Raw genomic sequence first — 19,515 nt, 5'->3', positions numbered from 1 at the left:
AAAACTCTTTATTTATCAGAAGAAATTACGGCAGCCTGTGGGACGGGTTGACCAAAACGGTTCCCGACCACAAACGCCAGCAAACTTAGCAGTAACGAGGGCACAATCGGATGGAAGCCCAGGTACTGAATATTAAACGTGGCCAGCACGGCGTACAGCACGCCGCCGACAATCATGGCACTCAGCGCCCCGGCAGCGTTCGCACGCTCCCAGTACAGACCGAGCACTAATGGCCACAGGAACACCGCTTCCAGCCCGCCGAAGGCGAGCAGGTTCAGCCAGATGATCATCTCCGGCGGACGCCAGGCGGCGAGCATCATCAGAATACCGAGCACCAGCGTCGTCCAGGTGGAGATGCGCTTAATGCGATGCTCATTACGAATTTTAGTCGGGCTTGCGCTAAGCCACAGATCTTTAATGATGGTCGCCGACGCCTGCAGCAGGTGGGCGTTCACGTTCGACATAATAGCGGCCATCGGCGCGGCAAGGAACAGACCAGCCGCCCACGGCGGTAATACCTGCACCATCAGCGTTGGGATAACCAGATCCGGCACGGTCAGATGCGGCAGCACGGCGCGGCCCAGCGCGCCCGCCAGGTGCATCCCCAGCATCAGTACCGCCACCACGATGGTGCCGATGATAATCCCGCGATGCACCGCCTTACTGTCTTTATAAGAGATACAGCGAACGGCAGTATGCGGCAGACCTATCACCCCAAAACAGACCAGCACCCAGAAGGAGGTCATAAAGGTTGGCGTCAGGATATCGTCCGCACCGTGCGGCGAGACCAGCTGCGGATTAATCTGCTCCAGCGTATCGACGGCGTTATGCAACCCGCCCGCAGCATGTACCACGCCAACCAGCAGCACGATGGTGCCAATCAGCATCACCATACCCTGCATGGTGTCGTTGAGCACGCTGGCGCGGAAGCCGCCGAAGGCGGTGTACAGCGCAATGGTGATGCCGAAAATCAGCAGGCCGTTCTCATACTTAATGCCCGCTGCCGTCTCCAGCAGGCGCGCGCCGCCGATAAACTGCACCGCAATCGCCCCGACGAAAGCAACCAACAGGCTGATACTGGCAATCCACACCACCGCGCGGTTCTGGTAGCGCGCCTGTAGCATGTCGTTGAGGGTAATCGCGTTATAGCGTCGTGCCAGAATGGCGAATTTCTTGCCGAGTACCCCCAGCGACAGCCAGATCGTCGGCACCTGGATTAGCGCCAGCAGCACCCAGCCCAGCCCGTATTTATAGGCGGCACCCGGCCCGCCGATAAACGAACTGGCGCTGATGTAGGTGGTGGTCAGCGTCATGGCCAGCACAAAGCCGCCCATCGAGCGACTGCCGAGGAAATATTCGCTGAGGAAGGAACCGGTGCTGCGTTTACGCATGGCATACAGCGACAGGCCGAACACCACGAACAGATAAAGCACCAGTACAACGATAATCTCAGTTTGCATCTTTATCCTCCAGTGGGATGTCGCGGAAGACAAAGCGGACCATCAGCCAGCAGAGCAAAATAAAAACCAGCGGCATCAGCAGGCAGGCCATTTCAAACCAGTGCGGCAGGCCGGTGAAACCCTGCGTGGAATCAGGTAAGTAAGCACACGCTAACCACGCAGCAAGATAGAGAAGGGTTAGCCAAAGCGCCCAGCGCGCCTCTTTATGGGCCTGAACAAAACGCTTGTCCATTTTTTGTCCCTTGTGGATGAAGAAAGCGGGGATTGTACCGCAAGGAAAAGATGAGGGGAGAGAAAAAGAAAAAAGGCCGGAAAATCCGGCCTTTTGCTGCGATAACAGGATTATTTTTCCTGTAATCCGAGTTTTTTCTCCAGGTAGTGGATGTTGGTACCACCATGCTGGAAGTTCTCGTCGGTCATGATACGCATCTGCAGATCAACGTTGGTTTTGATACCGTCGATGATCAGTTCCTGCAGCGCGTTCTTCATGCGAGCAATGGCCACGTCGCGGGTCTCACCGTAGCAGATGAGTTTGCCGATCATTGAGTCATAGTACGGTGGTACGGTGTAGCCAGCGTAGATATGAGATTCCCAACGAACGCCAAAGCCGCCCGGCGCGTGGAAGCGGGTAATTTTACCCGGGCTTGGCAGGAAGGTGTCTGGGTCTTCGGCGTTGATACGGCATTCTACCGCATGGCCACGGACATGGACTTCTTCTTGCTTGATGGACAGCGGCTGACCGGCAGCGATACGCAGCTGCTCTTTGATAAGGTCAACGCCGGTGATCATCTCAGTAACCGGATGCTCTACCTGGATACGGGTGTTCATTTCAATGAAATAGAACTCGCCGTTTTCGAACAGGAACTCGAAAGTACCCGCGCCGCGGTAGCCGATATCCACACACGCTTTCGCGCAGCGTTCGCCGATGTAGCGACGCAGTTCCGGAGTGATGCCCGGTGCTGGTGCTTCTTCGACAACTTTCTGGTGACGACGCTGCATAGAGCAGTCACGTTCAGCCAGATAGATAGCGTTGCCCTGACCGTCAGCCAGTACCTGAATCTCGACGTGGCGAGGATTTTCCAGGTATTTTTCCATATAAACCATGTCGTTGCTGAAAGCTGCTTTAGCTTCCGCTTTGGTCATGGCAATGGACTGCGCCAGGTCTGCGTCGCTGCGCACTACGCGCATGCCGCGACCGCCGCCGCCGCCGGAGGCTTTGATGATAACCGGGTAGCCGATGCGTTTAGCATGAGCGCGGTTAACATCCATATCTTCGCCCAGCGGGCCGTCAGAACCCGGAACGGTTGGTACGCCTGCTTTCTTCATCGCAGTGATCGCGGACACTTTGTCGCCCATCAGGCGAATAGTGTCGGCTTTCGGGCCGATGAAGATGAAGCCGGAACGTTCAACCTGCTCGGCAAAGTTGGCGTTCTCAGAGAGGAAGCCGTAGCCTGGGTGAATCGCAACAGCACCGGTGATCTCAGCAGCGCTGATGATAGCCGGGATGTTCAGGTAGCTTTTTACGGACTGAGCCGGGCCAATACAGACCGTTTCATCCGCCAGCAGTACGTGTTTTAAATCGCGGTCCGCAGTGGAGTGCACAGCCACGGTCTTGATGCCCAGTTCTTTACAGGCACGAAGAATACGCAGTGCGATCTCGCCGCGGTTGGCGATGACAATTTTATCCAGCATCTTCGCCTCGTTACTCGATGACGACCAGAGGCTCGTCAAATTCAACTGGCTGACCGCTTTCTACCAGGATTGCTTTCACAGTCCCTGCTTTGTCAGCTTCGATCTGGTTCATCATTTTCATCGCTTCAACGATGCACAGGGTATCGCCTACGTTTACTTTCTGACCAACTTCCACGAAGGCTTTCGCGTCCGGGCCTGGAGTGCGATAGAAAGTACCAACCATTGGGGAACGTACGATGTGACCACTGATTTCAGCTTTAGCCGGAGCTTCAGCAGCAGCTGGTGCTGCAGCAACAGGTGCTTGCGCTTGCATGACAGGCGCTGCGTAGGCCTGCTGCATCACTGGAATACCGGTGTTCGGAGCAGAGCGACTGATGCGCACTGACTCTTCACCTTCAGAAATTTCCAGTTCGTTGATGCCAGACTCTTCGACCAGCTCGATCAGTTTTTTAATCTTACGAATATCCATGAGTGGGTTCCGTACTCTTTGTTTAGTTTGATTGTGACAGGCGTTTTACCGCCGTCTGTAAAGCGTATGAATAGCCGTCAGCTCCGAGCCCGCAGATAACGCCAGAAGCGATATCAGACAGATACGAATGATGGCGGAATGGTTCGCGCGCATGAACGTTGCTCAGGTGGATCTCGATAAACGGGATGCTCACCGCCAGCAACGCATCGCGAAGGGCAACGCTCGTGTGCGTGAACGCGGCCGGATTAATCAGGATATAGTCAATATTGTCTTTAGCCTGATGAATACGGTCGATGAGGACGTACTCGGCGTTGGATTGCAGGCTGTCGAGCGTGACGTTCAGGGTTTCAGCTTCCGCGGTTAAGCGGCTTACGATCTGGGAAAGCGTCAGCGTGCCGTACTTCTCTGGCTCACGGGTGCCTAACATATTCAGGTTCGGACCGTTCAAAAGCAAAATGCGAAACTTGTCAGTCATTGTGCTGCTATCTCCTGCAATTCTCGGGTAAAAAACAAAATATACCTTCGATGCGCGATTGTCACCCTTTCAGGGGGTTAAAAACCCGGTCGGGAAAACCAAGGTCGCACATTATAACTATTTCGTAGCATTTGGCAGCTAAATACTGGTCTTATCAGGGAAGATTATCAACTGCTATCGTGTAAAGAACGTCTGACTATAAGAGAATTGCGGTAAACCGCACATATCACGAAACTAGCGCCACCACTGGCGAAACTTCTTATAACGGCAGGCTAAAAGCACGACGGCGATGGCCGCGTAGATAACCGGTTGTGGTGAGATAATCTTTACCGACCACAGGAAATGTATCGGTGCGAGGATCGCGACAAGATAGACGAAGTTATGCAAAAGCTGCCAGCGTCGGCCTAATTTTCGCTGCATCGCTTGAGTAGACGTCACCGCCAGGGCCAATAAAATCAGCCAGCAGGCAAATCCCAGCAGAAGATAAGGACGTGTGGCGATTTCCTGGCCTAATAGCGACAAATTCTGAATCCCCAGTTCCAGAACGCTATAGCTGGTGAGGTGAATAGTCACCCATGCAAAGCACCACAATCCCAGTAATCGCCGGGTGCGAATCAGCAGCGGTTGTTTAGCGTAGCGCGCCAGCGGGGCGACCAACAAGGTCGCCAGCAGTAATTTCAGAGCCATCCTACCGGTAAAATGCTGAATATCTTTCACTGGATCAGCACTTAGCTGCCCCTGTGATACGGCCCAGAACAGCCAGACAAACGGCAAAAAAGCCGCAAGATGCAGGAAAACCTTCAGCCAGGTGACCTGTTTTGCCGTTAAACGCATCAAAAATTCTCCCGTAAATTCATTCCACGATAGAGCGAAGCCACTTCATCCGCATAGCCGTTAAACAGTAGCGTTGGCTGGCGCTGAACATCAAGAATACCGCCAGAGCCAATAAAACGCTCCGTCGCCTGGGACCATCGTGGATGATCGACGTGCGGATTCACGTTGGCAAAGAACCCGTATTCGTCCGGGGCGGCGAGGTTCCAGGTGGAATCCGGGCGCTCACGGGTCAGCATGATACTGACGATAGACTTTATCCCCTTAAAGCCGTACTTCCACGGAACCGTCAGACGGATTGGCGCACCGTTTTGCGGCGGCAGCGCTTTGCCGTAGACACCGACGGTGAGTAGCGTTAGCGGGTTCATGGCTTCGTCCAGGCGCAATCCTTCTATATAAGGATACGCAAGACCACCGCCGATAAATCGGTCTTTCTGCCCGGGCATGTTTTCCGGGGAGTAAAGCGTCTTAAATGCCACGTACTTTGCATTGCTGGTGGGCTCGACGGCTGCCAGTAGTTTATGCAGTGGGAAACCAATCCACGGTACTACCATCGACCAGGCCTCGACGCAGCGCATACGGTAGATGCGCTGTTCCAGCGGGAAGCGTTTGGTTAAATCGTCATGATCGAGCGTCATCGGCTTTGCGACTTCACCGCCAATGGTGAGCTTCCATGGGTCGATGGGGAGGCTACCGGCGTTGGCGGCGGGGTCGGCTTTATCGAGGCCAAACTCATAGAAGTTGTTATAGCCGGTGACTTTGTTTTCTGGCGTCAGCGTGAGCTTGTTCTGCCATTCATCTGGCTTGCTGAACGTCAGCGGCTTTCCCGCCGGGGCTGGCGGTCGGTCGTTACCTTTAAACCAGTCTGTCAGACTGGAGGCGTGCAGTGGAAGTGAGGCGGCAGCGGTGCTGATACCAAGCATCTTCAGCACCTGGCGGCGCTGAAGCATAAAAACAGACTCGGCGGTGACGTCTGCTTCAGTTAATTTACGGGATTTCATGACTTCCTCCGGCAGGCTTTTGTTAAGCATGGCGGAGGAGTCAAATTAACGCGAGTGCGCCTTGAAAAATAAGTGCTTAGTCGATTTTCACCAGCGTGCGGCCCTGAATCTGGTTGCTGATGATTTTATATGCAAATTCAGGCGCTTGAGCAAGATTTATCTCCGTTGCGCTCTGTGCGAAGAAGGACTCAGGTAAATCGGTAACCAGACGTTTCCATGCTTCCGCGCGGCGTGCCGCCGGTGTCATCACTGAATCCACGCCCTGCAGACGAACGTTACGCAGGATGAACGGCATCACGGTAGTCGGCAGCGCAAAGCCACCGGCCAGGCCGCAGGCCGCGACGCAACCGCCGTAGTTCATCTGCGCCAGCACTTTGGCCAGCACTTTATCGCCAACGGTATCAACCGCACCGGCCCAGATCTGTTTTTCCAACGGACGGGTTTCCGCGAACTCATCGCGGCCCAGAATGCGGTTTGCTCCCAGCGCGCGAAGGTAGCTATGGGTGCTTTCACGACCAGACACCGCCGCGACCTGATAACCCAGTTTGTGCAGCAGGGCGATAGCGGTACTGCCCACGCCACCGCTGGCGCCGGTCACCACGATCTCGCCGTCTTCAGGGCGCACGCCTGCATCTTCCAGCGCCATCACGCACAGCATCGCGGTGAAGCCCGCGGTGCCGATGATCATGGCTTTGCGTCCATCCAGGCCTGCGGGCAGCGGTACTAGCCAGTCGCCGTTGACGCGTGCGCGCTCGGACAGGCCGCCCCAATGGTTTTCGCCCACGCCCCAGCCGGTCAGCAGCACCTGCTGGCCCGGCGTAAAGCGCGCATCATCGCTGGTGTGAACCGTCCCGGCAAAATCGATGCCTGGCACCATCGGGAAGTTACGAATGATTTTCCCTTTTCCGGTGATAGCGAGAGCGTCTTTATAGTTCAGGCTGGACCACTGGATATCGACAGTGACGTTACCCTGCGGCAGCAGACTGTCGTCAACGGCCTTCACTGCGGCGATAGTTTTACCATCCTGCTGTTCTAAGATGAGTGCCTGCATAACCCTTCCTTACATGGACTGATAGTGAAAAAATTTACCGGGGACTATACTCGTTTATCATTATTTGTTGGCGATTTGGCGCAATAAATTGCCAGATCCGCCAGGTTTGGTAGTATGCCGACCTGGTTTGATATGTTAGTGCTTACTTCTGATAGTAATGTGCGAACACAGGCACCCGGCTCTCTGTCGGGGACGATTAACCTACGGAGTTAACACAGGGATGCGATTAACGACGAAGTTCTCAGCCTTTTTTACGCTCTTAACTGGGCTTACCATCTTTGTGACGTTAATTGGCTCCTCACTGAGTTTTTATAACGGCATACAGTACAAGATAGCCAATCGCGTGCAGGCCGTGGCAACGGTATTGGATAACCGCCTCATTAACACACCGTTCGATAAGCTCGACCATCAGCTTGATGAAATCATGGTGCCGCTCGATATCGTCCGTATCGATTTCACGCTGAATGGAAAGGCGCTGTTCCACCATAGCCGCACCAGCAGCTATCAGCCGGTTGGCAGCCACTATCAATTCCGCGAAATGGAAGTTCCATCGCTCAAGCACCCCGGCATGAAGATTCATCTGGTCTATCAGGACCCGATGGCCAACTACTTCCGCTCGTTGATGACCACCGCGCCGTTGACCATTACGATTGCCTTTATGGTGCTGGTGGTCTTTATCGCCGTGCGCTGGCTGCGTCGACAGCTTGCGGGGGAAGAGCTGCTGGAGCTGCGCTCTATTCGTATTCTTAACGGCGAGCGCGGGCCGAAAGCCAAAGGTAATATCCATGAATGGCCCGCCCGCACCAGTTCGGCACTGGATATGCTACTTTCTGAAATTCAGTTTGCCGGAGAACAGCGCAGCCGCCTGGACACGCTGATTCGCTCCTACGCGGCTCAGGACTCGAAAACTGGCCTCAGCAACCGACTGTTCTTTGATAACCAGCTCGCAACGCTACTCGACGACCAGGAAAACGTCGGCTCTCACGGTATCGTGATGATGATCCGCCTGCCGGACTTCGACTTCCTGCGCGACAACTGGGGCCGGGCCGCGGCGGAAGAACATGTCTTTACGCTCATCAACCTGCTTTCCACCTTTATTATGCGTTATCCCGGTGCGCTGCTGGCGCGCTATCGCCGCAGTGACTTTACCGTCCTGCTACCGCATCGCACCTTAAAAGAAGCCGACAGCATCGCCGGGCAACTGCTCAAAGCCATTGATGGCCTGCCGCTGGCGAAAATCCTCGATCGCGATGACATGATGCACATCGGCATTTGCGCCTGGCGCGGCGGGCAGACCACCGAACAGGTGATGGAACACGCCGAGGCGGCGGTACGCAACGCGGTGCTACAGGGCAGCAACAGTTGGGCGATTTACGATGACTCGCTGCCGGAGAAAGGGCGCGGCAACGTCCGCTGGCGCACTTTGATTGAGCAGATGCTCAGCCGCGGCGGCCCGCGCCTTTACCAAAAACCGGCGGTCAACCTCGACGGCAGCGTTCATCACCGAGAACTGATGTGCCGTATTTTTGACGGTAAAGAAGAGGTTATCGCCGCGGAATATATGCCGATGGTGCTGGAGTTTGGCCTCGGTGAAGAATACGACCGCCAGCAGATCACTCGTCTGATCCCATTCCTGGGGTTTTGGCCTGAGGAAAATCTGGCAATTCAGGTGACGGTCGAGTCGCTTATTCGCCCGCGTTTCCAGCGTTGGCTGCGTGATACTTTGATGCAGTGCGAGAAATCTCAACGTCGACGGATTATTTTTGAACTTGCAGAGGTAGATGTCTGTCAACATATGACGCGTTTACAGCCAGTCGTACGTTTAATTCATGCATTAGGCGTTCGGGTTGCGGTAACGCAGGCAGGTTTAGCCTTAGTCAGTACCACTTGGATTAAGCAGCTTGAGGTTGAGTTGATTAAGCTAGATCCGGTACTGGTGCGCAATATTGAAAAACGCAGTCAGAACCAGCTGTTGGTTCAAAGTCTGGTTGAGGCCTGTAAGGGAACGTCGATTCAGGTTTTCGCCGCCGGAGTCCGCAGCCGGGGCGAGTGGCAAGAGCTGACCAAATGCGGAGTTTTCGGCGGTCAGGGGGATTTTTTTGCTGCTTCCCAGCCACTTGACTCAAATGTGAAAAAATATTCGCAAAGATATTCGGTTTGACCTGCTGTTTAACGTGTTTATCACGTAGAATAACGCGCGCGGTTTTTTTCGGGAGTGTGCATGTCTGCTCGCCGGGAAAAAAGACGCACATATGCATGTGTCGACCTTTGACAGGGACAAATCCAGGATGGAGCGGCAGTGAGTATTCCTGCACTGAAGGACTCAGGTTGGATTTGTAACAAAGGTAACGAACTGCACTAATTTTCACCGTTGCAGATGATTTTTGCGCCTTGTCGCTGCTGCGTGTGGTTGGTAAAGTAAGCGGATTTTATTTTTCCGCCCCAGCTTTCAGGATTATCCCTTAGTATGTTGAAAAAATTTCGTGGCATGTTTTCCAATGACCTGTCCATTGACCTGGGTACCGCGAATACCCTGATTTACGTAAAAGGACAAGGCATCGTATTGAATGAGCCTTCCGTGGTCGCCATTCGTCAGGATCGTGCCGGTTCACCGAAAAGTGTGGCCGCTGTAGGTCATGACGCAAAACAGATGCTGGGCCGTACGCCAGGTAACATCGCGGCGATTCGCCCGATGAAAGATGGCGTTATCGCTGACTTCTTCGTCACCGAGAAAATGCTCCAGCACTTTATCAAACAGGTTCACAGCAACAGCTTTATGCGCCCAAGCCCGCGCGTACTGGTTTGTGTACCGGTTGGCGCAACCCAGGTTGAACGCCGTGCGATCCGTGAATCCGCTCAGGGCGCTGGCGCTCGTGAAGTGTTCCTGATTGAAGAGCCAATGGCTGCTGCAATTGGTGCAGGCCTGCCGGTTTCTGAAGCAACCGGCTCCATGGTTGTGGATATCGGCGGTGGTACCACTGAAGTTGCCGTTATCTCCCTGAACGGTGTGGTTTACTCCTCCTCCGTACGTATCGGCGGTGACCGCTTCGATGAAGCGATTATCAATTATGTTCGCCGTAACTACGGTTCTCTGATTGGTGAAGCTACCGCAGAACGTATCAAGCACGAAATCGGCTCCGCTTACCCGGGTGACGAAGTGCGTGAAATCGAAGTGCGTGGCCGTAACCTGGCAGAAGGTGTTCCACGCGGCTTCACGCTGAACTCCAACGAAATTCTCGAAGCGCTGCAGGAGCCACTGACTGGCATTGTGAGCGCAGTCATGGTTGCACTGGAACAGTGCCCGCCAGAACTGGCTTCCGACATCTCCGAGCGCGGTATGGTTCTGACCGGTGGTGGCGCGCTGCTGCGCAACCTTGACCGCCTGTTAATGGAAGAAACCGGTATTCCAGTTGTCGTTGCTGAAGATCCGCTGACCTGCGTAGCGCGTGGCGGCGGCAAGGCGCTGGAAATGATCGACATGCACGGCGGCGACTTGTTTAGCGAAGAGTAGTCAGCATGAGGTTCAGGGTAGCCAGAAGGCTACCCTCAATTTCACTGACACGAGAATACGCATAGCCTATGAAGCCCATTTTTAGCCGTGGCCCGTCGCTGCAGATTCGCCTTATTCTGGCGGTGCTGGTGGCGCTGGGTGTCATTATCGCCGACAGCCGCCTCGGTATGTTCAGTCAAATCCGAACATACATGGATACTGCCGTCAGTCCTTTCTACTTTGTTTCCAATGGTCCTCGTGAACTGCTTGATAGCGTTTCGCAAACGCTGGCTTCACGCGATCAGCTTGAACTCGAAAACCGTGCACTGCGTCAGGAACTGCTGCTGAAAAATAGCGACCTGCTGATGCTCGGTCAGTACAAACAAGAAAATGCCCGTTTACGTGAACTGTTAGGTTCACCGCTGCGCCAGGACGAACAAAAAATGGTGACGCAGGTGATCTCAACGGTTAACGATCCCTACAGCGACCAGGTGGTTATCGACAAAGGCAGCGTGAACGGTGTTTACGAAGGCCAGCCGGTGATCAGCGACAAAGGCGTTGTGGGTCAGGTTGTGGCCGTCGCCAAGCTCACCAGCCGCGTGCTGCTGATTTGCGATGCCACCCACGCACTGCCGATTCAGGTTCTGCGTAACGATATTCGTGTGATTGCCGCCGGTAACGGCTGCACTGACGATCTCCAACTGGAGCATCTGCCAGCCAATACCGACATTCGTGTCGGCGATGTGCTGGTGACATCCGGTCTGGGTGGTCGTTTCCCGGAAGGTTATCCGGTTGGCGTGGTGTCGTCTGTTAAGCTGGATACGCAGCGTGCGTACACGGTGATTCAGGCGCGTCCAACGGCGGGTCTGCAGCGTTTGCGCTATCTGCTGCTGCTGTGGGGCGCGGATCGTAACGGTACCAACCCGATGACGCCGGAAGAGGTGCATCGCGTCGCCAACGAGCGTCTGATGCAGATGATGCCTCAGGTACTGCCGTCTCCTGAAACCATGGGGCCGCAGCTTCCCGCGCCGGCAACCGGGTTAGCCACACCGCCTGCGGGTACGCCGCCACCACAACCCTCTGCAGGAGGGCAATAGTGGCAAGCTACCGTAGCCAGGGACGCTGGGTAATCTGGCTCTCGTTTCTTATCGCACTGCTGCTACAGGTTATGCCCTGGCCGGACGACCTTACCGTCTTCCGGCCAAACTGGGTGCTGCTCATTCTGCTTTACTGGTCACTGGCGCTGCCGCACCGCGTGAATGTGGGTACGGGTCTGGTGATGGGTGCCATACTTGATCTCATCAGTGGATCAACGCTTGGCGTGCGCGCGCTGTCGTTGAGCATTGTAGCGTATCTGGTGGCGCTGAAATATCAGCTGTTCCGCAACCTGGCGCTCTGGCAACAGGCGTTGGTGGTTATACTGCTCTCGCTCGCGACGGATATTATTGTTTTCTGGGCAGAGTTTTTAGTGATCAACGTCTCTTTCCGACCTGAAGTGTTCTGGAGTAGTGTAGTAAACGGCGTGCTCTGGCCGTGGATATTTCTTCTGATGCGTAAAGTTCGCCAGCAATTTGCCGTTCAATAAGGTCGTTATGGTATCTCTCTATCTTGCTTCAGGTTCCCCGCGTCGCCAGGAACTTCTCACTCAGCTAGGCATGACGTTTGAGAAAGTGGTTCCCGGTATCGAAGAACTGCGTCGCCCACAGGAGACGGCGCAGCAATACGTGGCGCGTCTGGCACGAGAGAAAGCGCAGGCGGGCGTTGCGTTAGCCCGTCACGACCTCCCCGTTCTGGGGGCTGATACGATTGTGGTGCTTAACGGTGAAGTGCTGGAAAAACCTCGCGATGCGGCGCATGCCGCCGCGATGCTGCGTAAGCTATCAGGGAATACCCATCAGGTGATGACCGCCGTTGCGCTGGCAGATAGCCAGCATACGCTCGACTGCCTGGTCGTGACGGAAGTGACCTTCCGGATGCTTTTCGAGGAAGACATTGCAGACTATGTTGCGAGCGGCGAACCTTTAGATAAAGCAGGTGCATACGGTATTCAAGGGCTGGGTGGCTGTTTCGTCAGGAAGATAAATGGCAGCTATCACGCCGTAGTCGGCTTACCGCTGGTGGAAACGTATGAGTTGCTGAGTAACTTTAACTCGCTACGTGAAAAAAGGGATACACATGACGGCTGAACTATTAGTTAACGTGACGCCATCGGAGACGCGAGTGGCGTATATCGATGGCGGCATTTTGCAGGAAATTCATATTGAGCGTGAAGCGCGACGCGGAATAGTAGGCAATATCTACAAAGGTCGTGTTAGTCGTGTCTTACCAGGTATGCAGGCGGCTTTTGTAGATATTGGTCTCGATAAGGCAGCGTTCCTTCACGCTTCCGACATCATGCCGCATACCGAATGTGTGGCGGGTGAAGAGCAAAAGCAGTTCACCGTCCGCGATATTTCTGAACTGGTGCGTCAGGGCCAGGACCTGATGGTACAGGTGGTGAAAGATCCCCTGGGGACCAAAGGCGCGCGTCTGACTACCGACATCACGTTACCTTCTCGTTATCTGGTCTTTATGCCCGGCGCTTCGCACGTCGGCGTGTCGCAGCGTATTGAAAGTGAAGCCGAGCGCGATCGCTTAAAGAAAGTGGTCGCGGATTATTGCGATGAGCAGGGCGGCTTTATCATCCGTACCGCGGCAGAAGGGGTGTGTGAAGAGGATTTAGCCTCTGACGCCGCCTATCTTAAGCGCGTCTGGACCAAAGTGATGGAGCGTAAGAAGCGCCCACAGACCCGCTACCAGATGTACGGTGAGCTGGCGCTGGCGCAGCGTGTCCTGCGCGACTTTGCGGACGCTCAGTTGGATAAAATTCGCGTTGATTCCCGTTTAACCTACGAAGCGTTAATGGAATTCACGGCTGAATATATGCCTGAAATGACCAACAAGCTTGAGCATTACAGCGGCCGCCAGCCTATCTTTGATCTGTTCGACGTTGAGAATGAAATCCAGCGAGCGCTGGAGCGTAAAGTTGAGCTCAAGTCCGGTGGTTATCTGGTTATCGACCAGACCGAAGCGATGACCACTGTCGACATCAACACCGGGGCTTTTGTTGGGCACCGTAATCTTGATGACACCATTTTCAACACCAATATTGAAGCGACTCAGGCGATTGCGCGTCAGCTGCGCTTGCGTAACCTTGGCGGTATTATCATCATCGATTTTATCGATATGAATAACGAAGACCACCGTCGTCGGGTACTGCACTCGCTGGAACAAGCGTTGAGCAAAGACCGCGTGAAAACCAGCGTTAACGGCTTCTCGCCGCTGGGGCTGGTAGAGATGACCCGTAAGCGTACGCGCGAGAGCGTCGAACACGTACTCTGCACCGAATGCCCGACCTGCCATGGGCGTGGTACGGTGAAAACCGTTGAGACGGTGTGCTATGAGATTATGCGTGAAATCGTGCGCGTGCATCACGCTTATGATTCCGATCGCTTCCTGGTATACGCTTCTCCATCCGTGGCCGAAACTCTGAAAGGTGAAGAGTCTCACGCGCTGGCAGAAGTAGAAATTTTTGTCGGCAAGCAGGTTAAAGTCCAGATTGAACCGCTCTATAACCCGGAGCAGTTTGATGTGGTTATGATGTAATTACGCAGCCTGCTGCGACCCAAGGAGAGATGCGTGAGGCGATTGCCGGGGATTTTACTGCTCACCGTTGCCACACTGATTGTCGTTGTCGCGCTGCTGGTGAGCGGCCTGCGTCTCGCCTTGCCACATCTGGATAAATGGCGCCCTGAACTGCTGACCAGAATTGAAGCGGTCACTGGGCTGCCGGTTTCCGCCTCTCAGATCCACGCCAGTTGGCAAAACTTCGGCCCGACGCTGGACGTGCGCGATATCCACGTTGCGATGAACGACGGCGGCGAACTGTCTATCAAACGTGCTTCGATGGCGCTGGATGTCTGGCAAAGCCTGCTGCACATGCGCTGGCAGTTTCGCGAGCTGACCTTCTGGCAGCTGCAAATTCATACCAATACGCCGCTACAGAATAACGACGGCGGCGATGGCCTGAAGGGCGACCGCGTCGGCGATCTGTTCTTACGCCAGTTTGACCACTTCACCCTGCGCGATAGCCATCTCAGCTTCCTGACGCTCTCCGGCCAGCGTGCTGAACTTGCCATTCCGCAGCTCACCTGGGTCAACAATGACAACCGTCACCGCGCCGAAGGGGAGCTTAGCCTCTCGAGCCTCACCGGGCAGCACGGGGTGATGAAAGTGCGTATGGATCTGCGTGATGAAAATGGTCTGCTGAATAAAGGCCGCATCTGGCTCCAGGCTGACGACATCGATGTGAAGCCGTGGCTGGGACAGTGGATGCAGGACAATATCGCGCTGACCAGCGCTCGCTTTAGCCTTGAAGGCTGGGCTTCGCTGGATAAAGGCGAAATCGCCAACGGCGATGTCTGGCTGAAACAGGGTGGCGCCAGCTGGCAGGATCACCATCTGGCGGTGGATAACCTCACCGCGCACCTGTCGCGTGAGAAACAGGGCTGGGAGCTCCGCATTCCCGATACCCGTATCACGATTGACGATACGCCGTGGCCTCGCGGGGCACTGGCGCTGGCATGGATCCCGGCTCAAGAAGTTGGGGGGCCGAACAATAAGCGCAGTGACGAACTGCGTATCCGCGCGAGCCATCTCTCACCGGCTGGCTTAAACGGCCTGCTGCCGATCGCTGAAAAACTTTCACCTGACGTCGCCGACATCTGGCGCACCGCGCAGCCTGCGGGCATGGTCGATGCTCTGGCGATTGATATCCCGCTTCAGGACACGGGCAAAACCCGCTTTAACGCGAGCTGGAATAACCTAGGCTGGAAGCAGTGGAAACTGTTGCCTGGCGCTGAGAACGTCTCCGGGTACATTGCCGGTAGCCTGGAAAATGGCTCGCTGCATGTTGCGATGAAAGACGCGAAGATGCCGTACGAACACGTCTTCCGCGCACCACTGGAGATTGCCAACGGCGTTGCGACCCTGAACTGGGTCAATGATGATAGAGGCTTCATGCTCGATGGGCGTGATATCGATGTCACGGCGACGGGCGTTCGTGCCGCGGGCGGTTTCCGCTATCTGCAGCCGAAGGACGACCAGCCGTGGCTGGGGATTCTGGCCGGTATCAGTACTGACGACGGTGGGCAGGCGTGGCGTTACTTCCCTGAAAACCTGATGGGGAAAGCGCTTGTTGACTACCTGAGTGGTGCTATCAAGGCGGGTAAAGCGGAGAACGCCACTCTGGTTTACGGCGGTAACCCACACCTGTTCCCGTACGAGCATAACGAAGGACAGTTCCAGGTCTATGTGCCGCTGCACGATGCGACCTTTGCCTTCCAGCCGGACTGGCCGGCGCTGACCAATCTGAATATCGAGCTTAACTTTATCAATGCTGGCCTGTGGATGAAGGCGGATAAAGCGGCGCTTGGCGGCGTGACCGCCAGCAACCTGAATGCGTCGATTCCAGACTATGCCAAAGAGAAGCTGCTGATTGATGCCGATATTAACGGTCCTGGTAAAGCGGTTGGCCCGTATTTCCAGCAGACGCCGCTCGACAAATCACTGGGGGCGACCCTCGAAGAGCTCCAGCTTGATGGCGACGTGAGCGCTCGCTTACATCTTGATATCCCGCTGGATGGCGAGCTGGTGAAGGCCACGGGTAACGTCGCGCTGAACAATAATAGCCTGTTTATCAAACCGCTCGACAGCACGCTGCATAACCTCAAAGGCCGCTTCAGCTTTGATAATGGCAACCTGACGAGCGAGCCGCTGACCGCCACCTGGTTCAATCAGCCGCTGAACGTCGATTTCACCACCAATGAGGGAGAGAAATCCTATCAGGTGGGCGTCAATATGCAGGCGGACTGGCAGCCAGCGAAAACGGGCGTGCTGCCAAAACAGCTTAACGACGCGCTTAAAGGCAGCGTACCGTGGAAAGGTAACGTTGCTATTGAGCTTCCTTATCACGGCAGCGCGACCTACAAGGTCGGTATCACCAGCGACCTGCAAAATATGAGCAGTAGCCTACCGTCTCCGGCGGATAAAGCGGCGGGGAAATCGCTGCCGGTTAAGCTCAACGTCGACGGGAATCTGCATAGCTTCACTCTGACCGGCAACGTGGGGCCGGATAACCACCTGAATAGCCGCTGGCTGTTGGGGAAAAAGCTCACGCTTGAGAGCGCTATCTGGGCCTCGGACAGCCGTACTATCCCGCCGCTGCCGCAAACGGCGGGCGTGGAATTGAATATGCCGCCGATGGACGGCGCGCAGTGGCTGGCGCTGTTCCAGCACGGCGCGGCCGACGGCGTAAGCTCTGCTGCCGCCTTCCCGCAAAACGTGACGTTGCGTACGTCGTCGTTGACCTTTGCAGGCCAGCAGTGGAATAACCTGAGCGTGGTGTCCCAACCAACGGCAGACGGCACGCGGGTGGAAGCTCAGGGACGCGAAATTAACGCCAGCCTGACGATGAAAAATAGCTCACCGTGGCAGGCCGCCGTTCGCTACCTTTATTACAACCCGTCGGCTAATCCGCTGGCGCAGACCGCTGCTACAGGCCCGCTAAGCAACACCTCAAGCAGCAGTGCGATAGATTTCCACAGCTGGCCCGATCTTCAGCTTCGCTGCGCCGAATGCTGGCTGTGGGGGCAGAAATATGGCCGTATCGATGGTGACTTCAGCGTGAAGGGCGATACCCTGACTCTGGCTAACGGGCTGGTGGATACCGGCTTTGGCCGCTTAACCGCCGATGGCGTTTGGGTAAACTCACCGTCCGGGCAGCGAACCTCGCTGAAGGGGAAAATTCACGGAAACAAGATTGATGAGGCTACGGCTTTCTTCGGGGTTTCAACGCCGATTCGCGATTCTTCCGTTGATGTAGACTACGATTTACATTGGCGTGATAAACCGTGGCAGCCTGATGTTGCGTCGCTGAACGGTATTCTGAAATCGCGCGTTGGCAAAGGGCAGTTTACCGATCTTTCCACGGGCCATGCCGGACAACTGCTGCGTTTACTGAGCGTCGATGCGCTGCTGCGTAAGCTGCGCTTTGACTTTAGCGACACCTTCAGTGAAGGCTTCTACTTTGATTCTATTCGCAGTACCGCGTGGATCAAAGACGGCGTGCTGAATACCGATGATACGCTGGTTGATGGTCTGGAAGCCGATATCGCCATGAAAGGGTCGGTCAATCTGGTGCGCCGCGAGCTGGATATGGAAGCTATCGTCGCGCCGGAAATTTCGGCGACGGTCAGCGTGGCGACGGCTTTCGCGGTGAACCCGATTATCGGCGCGGCGGTGTTTGCGGCGACGAAAGTACTTAGCCCGCTGTGGAACAAAGTCTCTATCCTGCGTTATCGCATCACCGGCCCGATTGATAAGCCACAAATTAACGAAGTGCTGCGCCAGGCGCGCAGCGACAAAAAGCCATGATTTGACGCAAGCCTTGAATTGCCTCAATCTCATAAGACAAACACCCGGAATACCGGCTCGAAATGCGTGAAGCGCGCGGGCCATTAACGAGTAGCGAAATAATGAGTCTAAACCTGGTAAGTGAACAATTGCTGGCAGCGAACGGCCTGAATCATCAGGATCTGTTCGCCATTCTTGGTCAACTCACGGAGCGTCGTCTGGACTATGGCGATCTCTATTTTCAGTCCAGCTACCACGAATCCTGGGTTTTAGAAGATCGCATCATTAAAGATGGTTCTTATAACATTGACCAGGGCGTGGGGGTTCGTGCGGTAAGCGGCGAGAAAACCGGTTTTGCCTATGCCGACCAGATCAGCCTGCTGGCGCTAGAGCAGAGCGCACAGGCGGCGCGTACCATTGTGCGTGAAGCGGGTAACGGCAAAGTGCAGACGCTGGGCGCGGTAGAGCACTCAGCGCTTTATACCTCGCTGGATCCGCTGCAAAGCATGACCCGCGAAGAGAAGCTGGATATCCTGCGCCGCGTGGACAGCGTGGCGCGTGCCGCAGACAGCCGCGTGCAGGAAGTGACGGCGAGCCTGACCGGCGTATATGAATTGATTCTGGTTGCCGCGACGGATGGCACGCTGGCGGCCGACGTGCGCCCGCTGGTACGTCTGTCGGTGAGCGTGCAGGTGGAAGAAGATGGCAAACGTGAGCGCGGCGCCAGCGGCGGCGGTGGCCGTTTTTGGCTACGACTACTTCCTCGCTGACCTCGACGGTGAAGTTCGTGCCGATGCCTGGGCGAAAGAAGCCGTACGCATGGCGCTGGTGAATCTCTCTGCGGTCGCCGCTCCGGCGGGTACGCTGCCGGTGGTGCTGGGCGCGGGTTGGCCTGGCGTACTGCTGCACGAAGCGGTGGGCCACGGTCTGGAAGGCGACTTTAACCGTCGCGGCACGTCGGTCTTCAGCGGCCAGATGGGCCAGCTGGTGGCTTCTGAACTCTGTACTATCGTTGATGATGGCACCATGTCTGACCGCCGTGGCTCTGTAGCAATCGACGATGAGGGGACGCCGGGTCAGTACAACGTGCTGATCGAAAACGGGATCCTCAAAGGCTATATGCAGGACAAGCTTAACGCACGCCTGATGGGGGTTGCGCCAACCGGTAACGGCCGCCGTGAATCATACGCACACCTGCCAATGCCGCGTATGACGAATACCTACATGCTGGCCGGGAAATCCACGCCGCAGGAAATCATTGAGTCCGTTGAATACGGCCTCTACGCGCCAAACTTTGGCGGCGGTCAGGTGGATATCACCTCCGGTAAGTTTGTCTTCTCCACCTCAGAAGCCTACCTGATTGAAAACGGTAAGGTGACCAAGCCGGTGAAAGGGGCGACACTGATTGGTTCCGGTATCGAAACCATGCAGCAGGTGTCTATGGTCGGTAACGACCTGAAGCTGGATAACGGCGTTGGCGTCTGCGGCAAAGAAGGTCAGAGTCTGCCGGTTGGCGTGGGTCAGCCGACGCTGAAGGTGGATAATTTGACGGTGGGCGGTACTGCTTAACCTGAACAAGGCGTCATCTAAAAAG

At 55.5% G+C, this 19,515-nt stretch carries 15 protein-coding genes and 1 pseudogene; 8 read left to right on the top strand and 8 right to left on the bottom strand.

Annotated features, from left to right (window positions below; genetic code table 11):
• Window positions 1-8: 8 nt before the first annotated feature.
• The 8 genes from panF to acuI all read right to left on the bottom strand — a co-directional run bounded on the left by panF (window position 9) and on the right by acuI (window position 6,979).
• On the bottom strand, window positions 9-1,460 hold the full coding sequence (gene panF / locus GKAS_RS00630) for a sodium/pantothenate symporter (RefSeq protein WP_035891241.1): 1,452 nt from the start codon (window positions 1,458-1,460) through the stop codon (window positions 9-11).
• A complete protein-coding gene (locus GKAS_RS00625; protein WP_035891230.1) occupies window positions 1,450-1,692 on the bottom strand; it encodes a YhdT family protein in 243 nt (80 codons plus the stop codon). The genes panF and GKAS_RS00625 overlap by 11 nt, the downstream gene beginning before the upstream one ends.
• Window positions 1,693-1,802: 110 nt before the next feature.
• A complete protein-coding gene (gene accC / locus GKAS_RS00620) occupies window positions 1,803-3,152 on the bottom strand; it encodes an acetyl-CoA carboxylase biotin carboxylase subunit (RefSeq protein WP_035891229.1) in 1,350 nt (449 codons plus the stop codon).
• A 10-nt stretch (window positions 3,153-3,162) separates the two neighbouring features.
• The gene (gene accB, locus GKAS_RS00615) at window positions 3,163-3,621 is read right to left on the bottom strand and encodes an acetyl-CoA carboxylase biotin carboxyl carrier protein (RefSeq protein WP_035891227.1); all 459 of its coding nucleotides are present in this window, start codon (window positions 3,619-3,621) and stop codon (window positions 3,163-3,165) included.
• A 22-nt stretch (window positions 3,622-3,643) separates the two neighbouring features.
• Window positions 3,644-4,096: a type II 3-dehydroquinate dehydratase gene (gene aroQ, locus GKAS_RS00610; protein ID WP_035891225.1), complete on the bottom strand. Its 453-nt coding sequence runs from the start codon at window positions 4,094-4,096 to the stop codon at window positions 3,644-3,646.
• A 234-nt stretch (window positions 4,097-4,330) separates the two neighbouring features.
• Window positions 4,331-4,930, bottom strand: a complete 600-nt coding sequence (gene msrQ, locus GKAS_RS00605; protein WP_035891224.1) for a protein-methionine-sulfoxide reductase heme-binding subunit MsrQ — start codon at window positions 4,928-4,930, stop codon at window positions 4,331-4,333.
• The gene (msrP, locus tag GKAS_RS00600) at window positions 4,930-5,928 is read right to left on the bottom strand and encodes a protein-methionine-sulfoxide reductase catalytic subunit MsrP (RefSeq protein WP_035891270.1); all 999 of its coding nucleotides are present in this window, start codon (window positions 5,926-5,928) and stop codon (window positions 4,930-4,932) included. Before msrP ends, msrQ begins: the two co-directional genes overlap by 1 nt.
• A 76-nt stretch (window positions 5,929-6,004) precedes the next feature.
• A complete protein-coding gene (gene acuI / locus GKAS_RS00595) occupies window positions 6,005-6,979 on the bottom strand; it encodes an acrylyl-CoA reductase (NADPH) (protein WP_035891223.1) in 975 nt (324 codons plus the stop codon).
• Between the two features lie 220 nt (window positions 6,980-7,199).
• Between acuI and csrD the strand changes: the two genes are divergently transcribed.
• The 8 genes and pseudogenes from csrD to tldD all read left to right on the top strand — a co-directional run bounded on the left by csrD (window position 7,200) and on the right by tldD (window position 19,490).
• Complete coding sequence (gene csrD, locus GKAS_RS00590; protein WP_035891220.1) at window positions 7,200-9,140, top strand: RNase E specificity factor CsrD; 1,941 nt, start codon at window positions 7,200-7,202, stop codon at window positions 9,138-9,140.
• 306 nt (window positions 9,141-9,446) lie between these two features.
• A complete protein-coding gene (mreB, locus tag GKAS_RS00585; protein ID WP_000913396.1) occupies window positions 9,447-10,490 on the top strand; it encodes a rod shape-determining protein MreB in 1,044 nt (347 codons plus the stop codon).
• 68 nt (window positions 10,491-10,558) lie between these two features.
• On the top strand, window positions 10,559-11,566 hold the full coding sequence (gene mreC / locus GKAS_RS00580; RefSeq protein WP_035891216.1) for a rod shape-determining protein MreC: 1,008 nt from the start codon (window positions 10,559-10,561) through the stop codon (window positions 11,564-11,566).
• Window positions 11,566-12,054: a rod shape-determining protein MreD gene (gene mreD, locus GKAS_RS00575; RefSeq protein ID WP_035891213.1), complete on the top strand. Its 489-nt coding sequence runs from the start codon at window positions 11,566-11,568 to the stop codon at window positions 12,052-12,054. The genes mreC and mreD overlap by 1 nt, the downstream gene beginning before the upstream one ends.
• A gap of 7 nt (window positions 12,055-12,061) precedes the next feature.
• Window positions 12,062-12,655, top strand: a complete 594-nt coding sequence (locus tag GKAS_RS00570) for a Maf family protein (RefSeq protein WP_035891211.1) — start codon at window positions 12,062-12,064, stop codon at window positions 12,653-12,655.
• Window positions 12,645-14,114 (top strand): ribonuclease G, encoded by a 1,470-nt coding sequence (gene rng / locus GKAS_RS00565; protein WP_035891210.1) that lies wholly within the window; start codon window positions 12,645-12,647, stop codon window positions 14,112-14,114. The genes GKAS_RS00570 and rng overlap by 11 nt, the downstream gene beginning before the upstream one ends.
• Before the next feature lie 33 nt (window positions 14,115-14,147).
• Window positions 14,148-17,942, top strand: coding sequence for an AsmA2 domain-containing protein YhdP (gene yhdP, locus GKAS_RS00560; RefSeq protein ID WP_035891209.1), 3,795 nt, complete (start codon window positions 14,148-14,150; stop codon window positions 17,940-17,942).
• Window positions 17,943-18,043: 101 nt separating this feature from the next.
• Window positions 18,044-19,490: pseudogene (gene tldD / locus GKAS_RS00555) on the top strand (metalloprotease TldD).
• The last annotated feature ends 25 nt before the right edge of the window (window positions 19,491-19,515 follow it).

It is taken from the genome of Kluyvera ascorbata ATCC 33433 (assembly GCF_000735365.1).
Classification (GTDB): domain Bacteria; phylum Pseudomonadota; class Gammaproteobacteria; order Enterobacterales; family Enterobacteriaceae; genus Kluyvera; species Kluyvera ascorbata.
The sequence above is the reverse complement of the archived record's forward strand: the minus strand, read 5'-3'. Positions and strand labels throughout refer to the sequence as shown.

Coding starts and splice junctions, on each gene's coding strand:
- msrQ (WP_035891224.1), bottom strand. CDS start 4,930: ATGCGTTTAACGGCAAAACAGGTCACCTGGCTGAAGGTTTTCCTGCAT.
- accB (WP_035891227.1), bottom strand. CDS start 3,621: ATGGATATTCGTAAGATTAAAAAACTGATCGAGCTGGTCGAAGAGTCT.
- GKAS_RS00625 (WP_035891230.1), bottom strand. CDS start 1,692: ATGGACAAGCGTTTTGTTCAGGCCCATAAAGAGGCGCGCTGGGCGCTT.
- panF (WP_035891241.1), bottom strand. CDS start 1,460: ATGCAAACTGAGATTATCGTTGTACTGGTGCTTTATCTGTTCGTGGTG.
- msrP (WP_035891270.1), bottom strand. CDS start 5,928: ATGAAATCCCGTAAATTAACTGAAGCAGACGTCACCGCCGAGTCTGTT.
- csrD (WP_035891220.1), top strand. CDS start 7,200: ATGCGATTAACGACGAAGTTCTCAGCCTTTTTTACGCTCTTAACTGGG.
- rng (WP_035891210.1), top strand. CDS start 12,645: ATGACGGCTGAACTATTAGTTAACGTGACGCCATCGGAGACGCGAGTG.
- mreC (WP_035891216.1), top strand. CDS start 10,559: ATGAAGCCCATTTTTAGCCGTGGCCCGTCGCTGCAGATTCGCCTTATT.
- accC (WP_035891229.1), bottom strand. CDS start 3,152: ATGCTGGATAAAATTGTCATCGCCAACCGCGGCGAGATCGCACTGCGT.
- acuI (WP_035891223.1), bottom strand. CDS start 6,979: ATGCAGGCACTCATCTTAGAACAGCAGGATGGTAAAACTATCGCCGCA.
- GKAS_RS00570 (WP_035891211.1), top strand. CDS start 12,062: ATGGTATCTCTCTATCTTGCTTCAGGTTCCCCGCGTCGCCAGGAACTT.
- mreB (WP_000913396.1), top strand. CDS start 9,447: ATGTTGAAAAAATTTCGTGGCATGTTTTCCAATGACCTGTCCATTGAC.
- aroQ (WP_035891225.1), bottom strand. CDS start 4,096: ATGACTGACAAGTTTCGCATTTTGCTTTTGAACGGTCCGAACCTGAAT.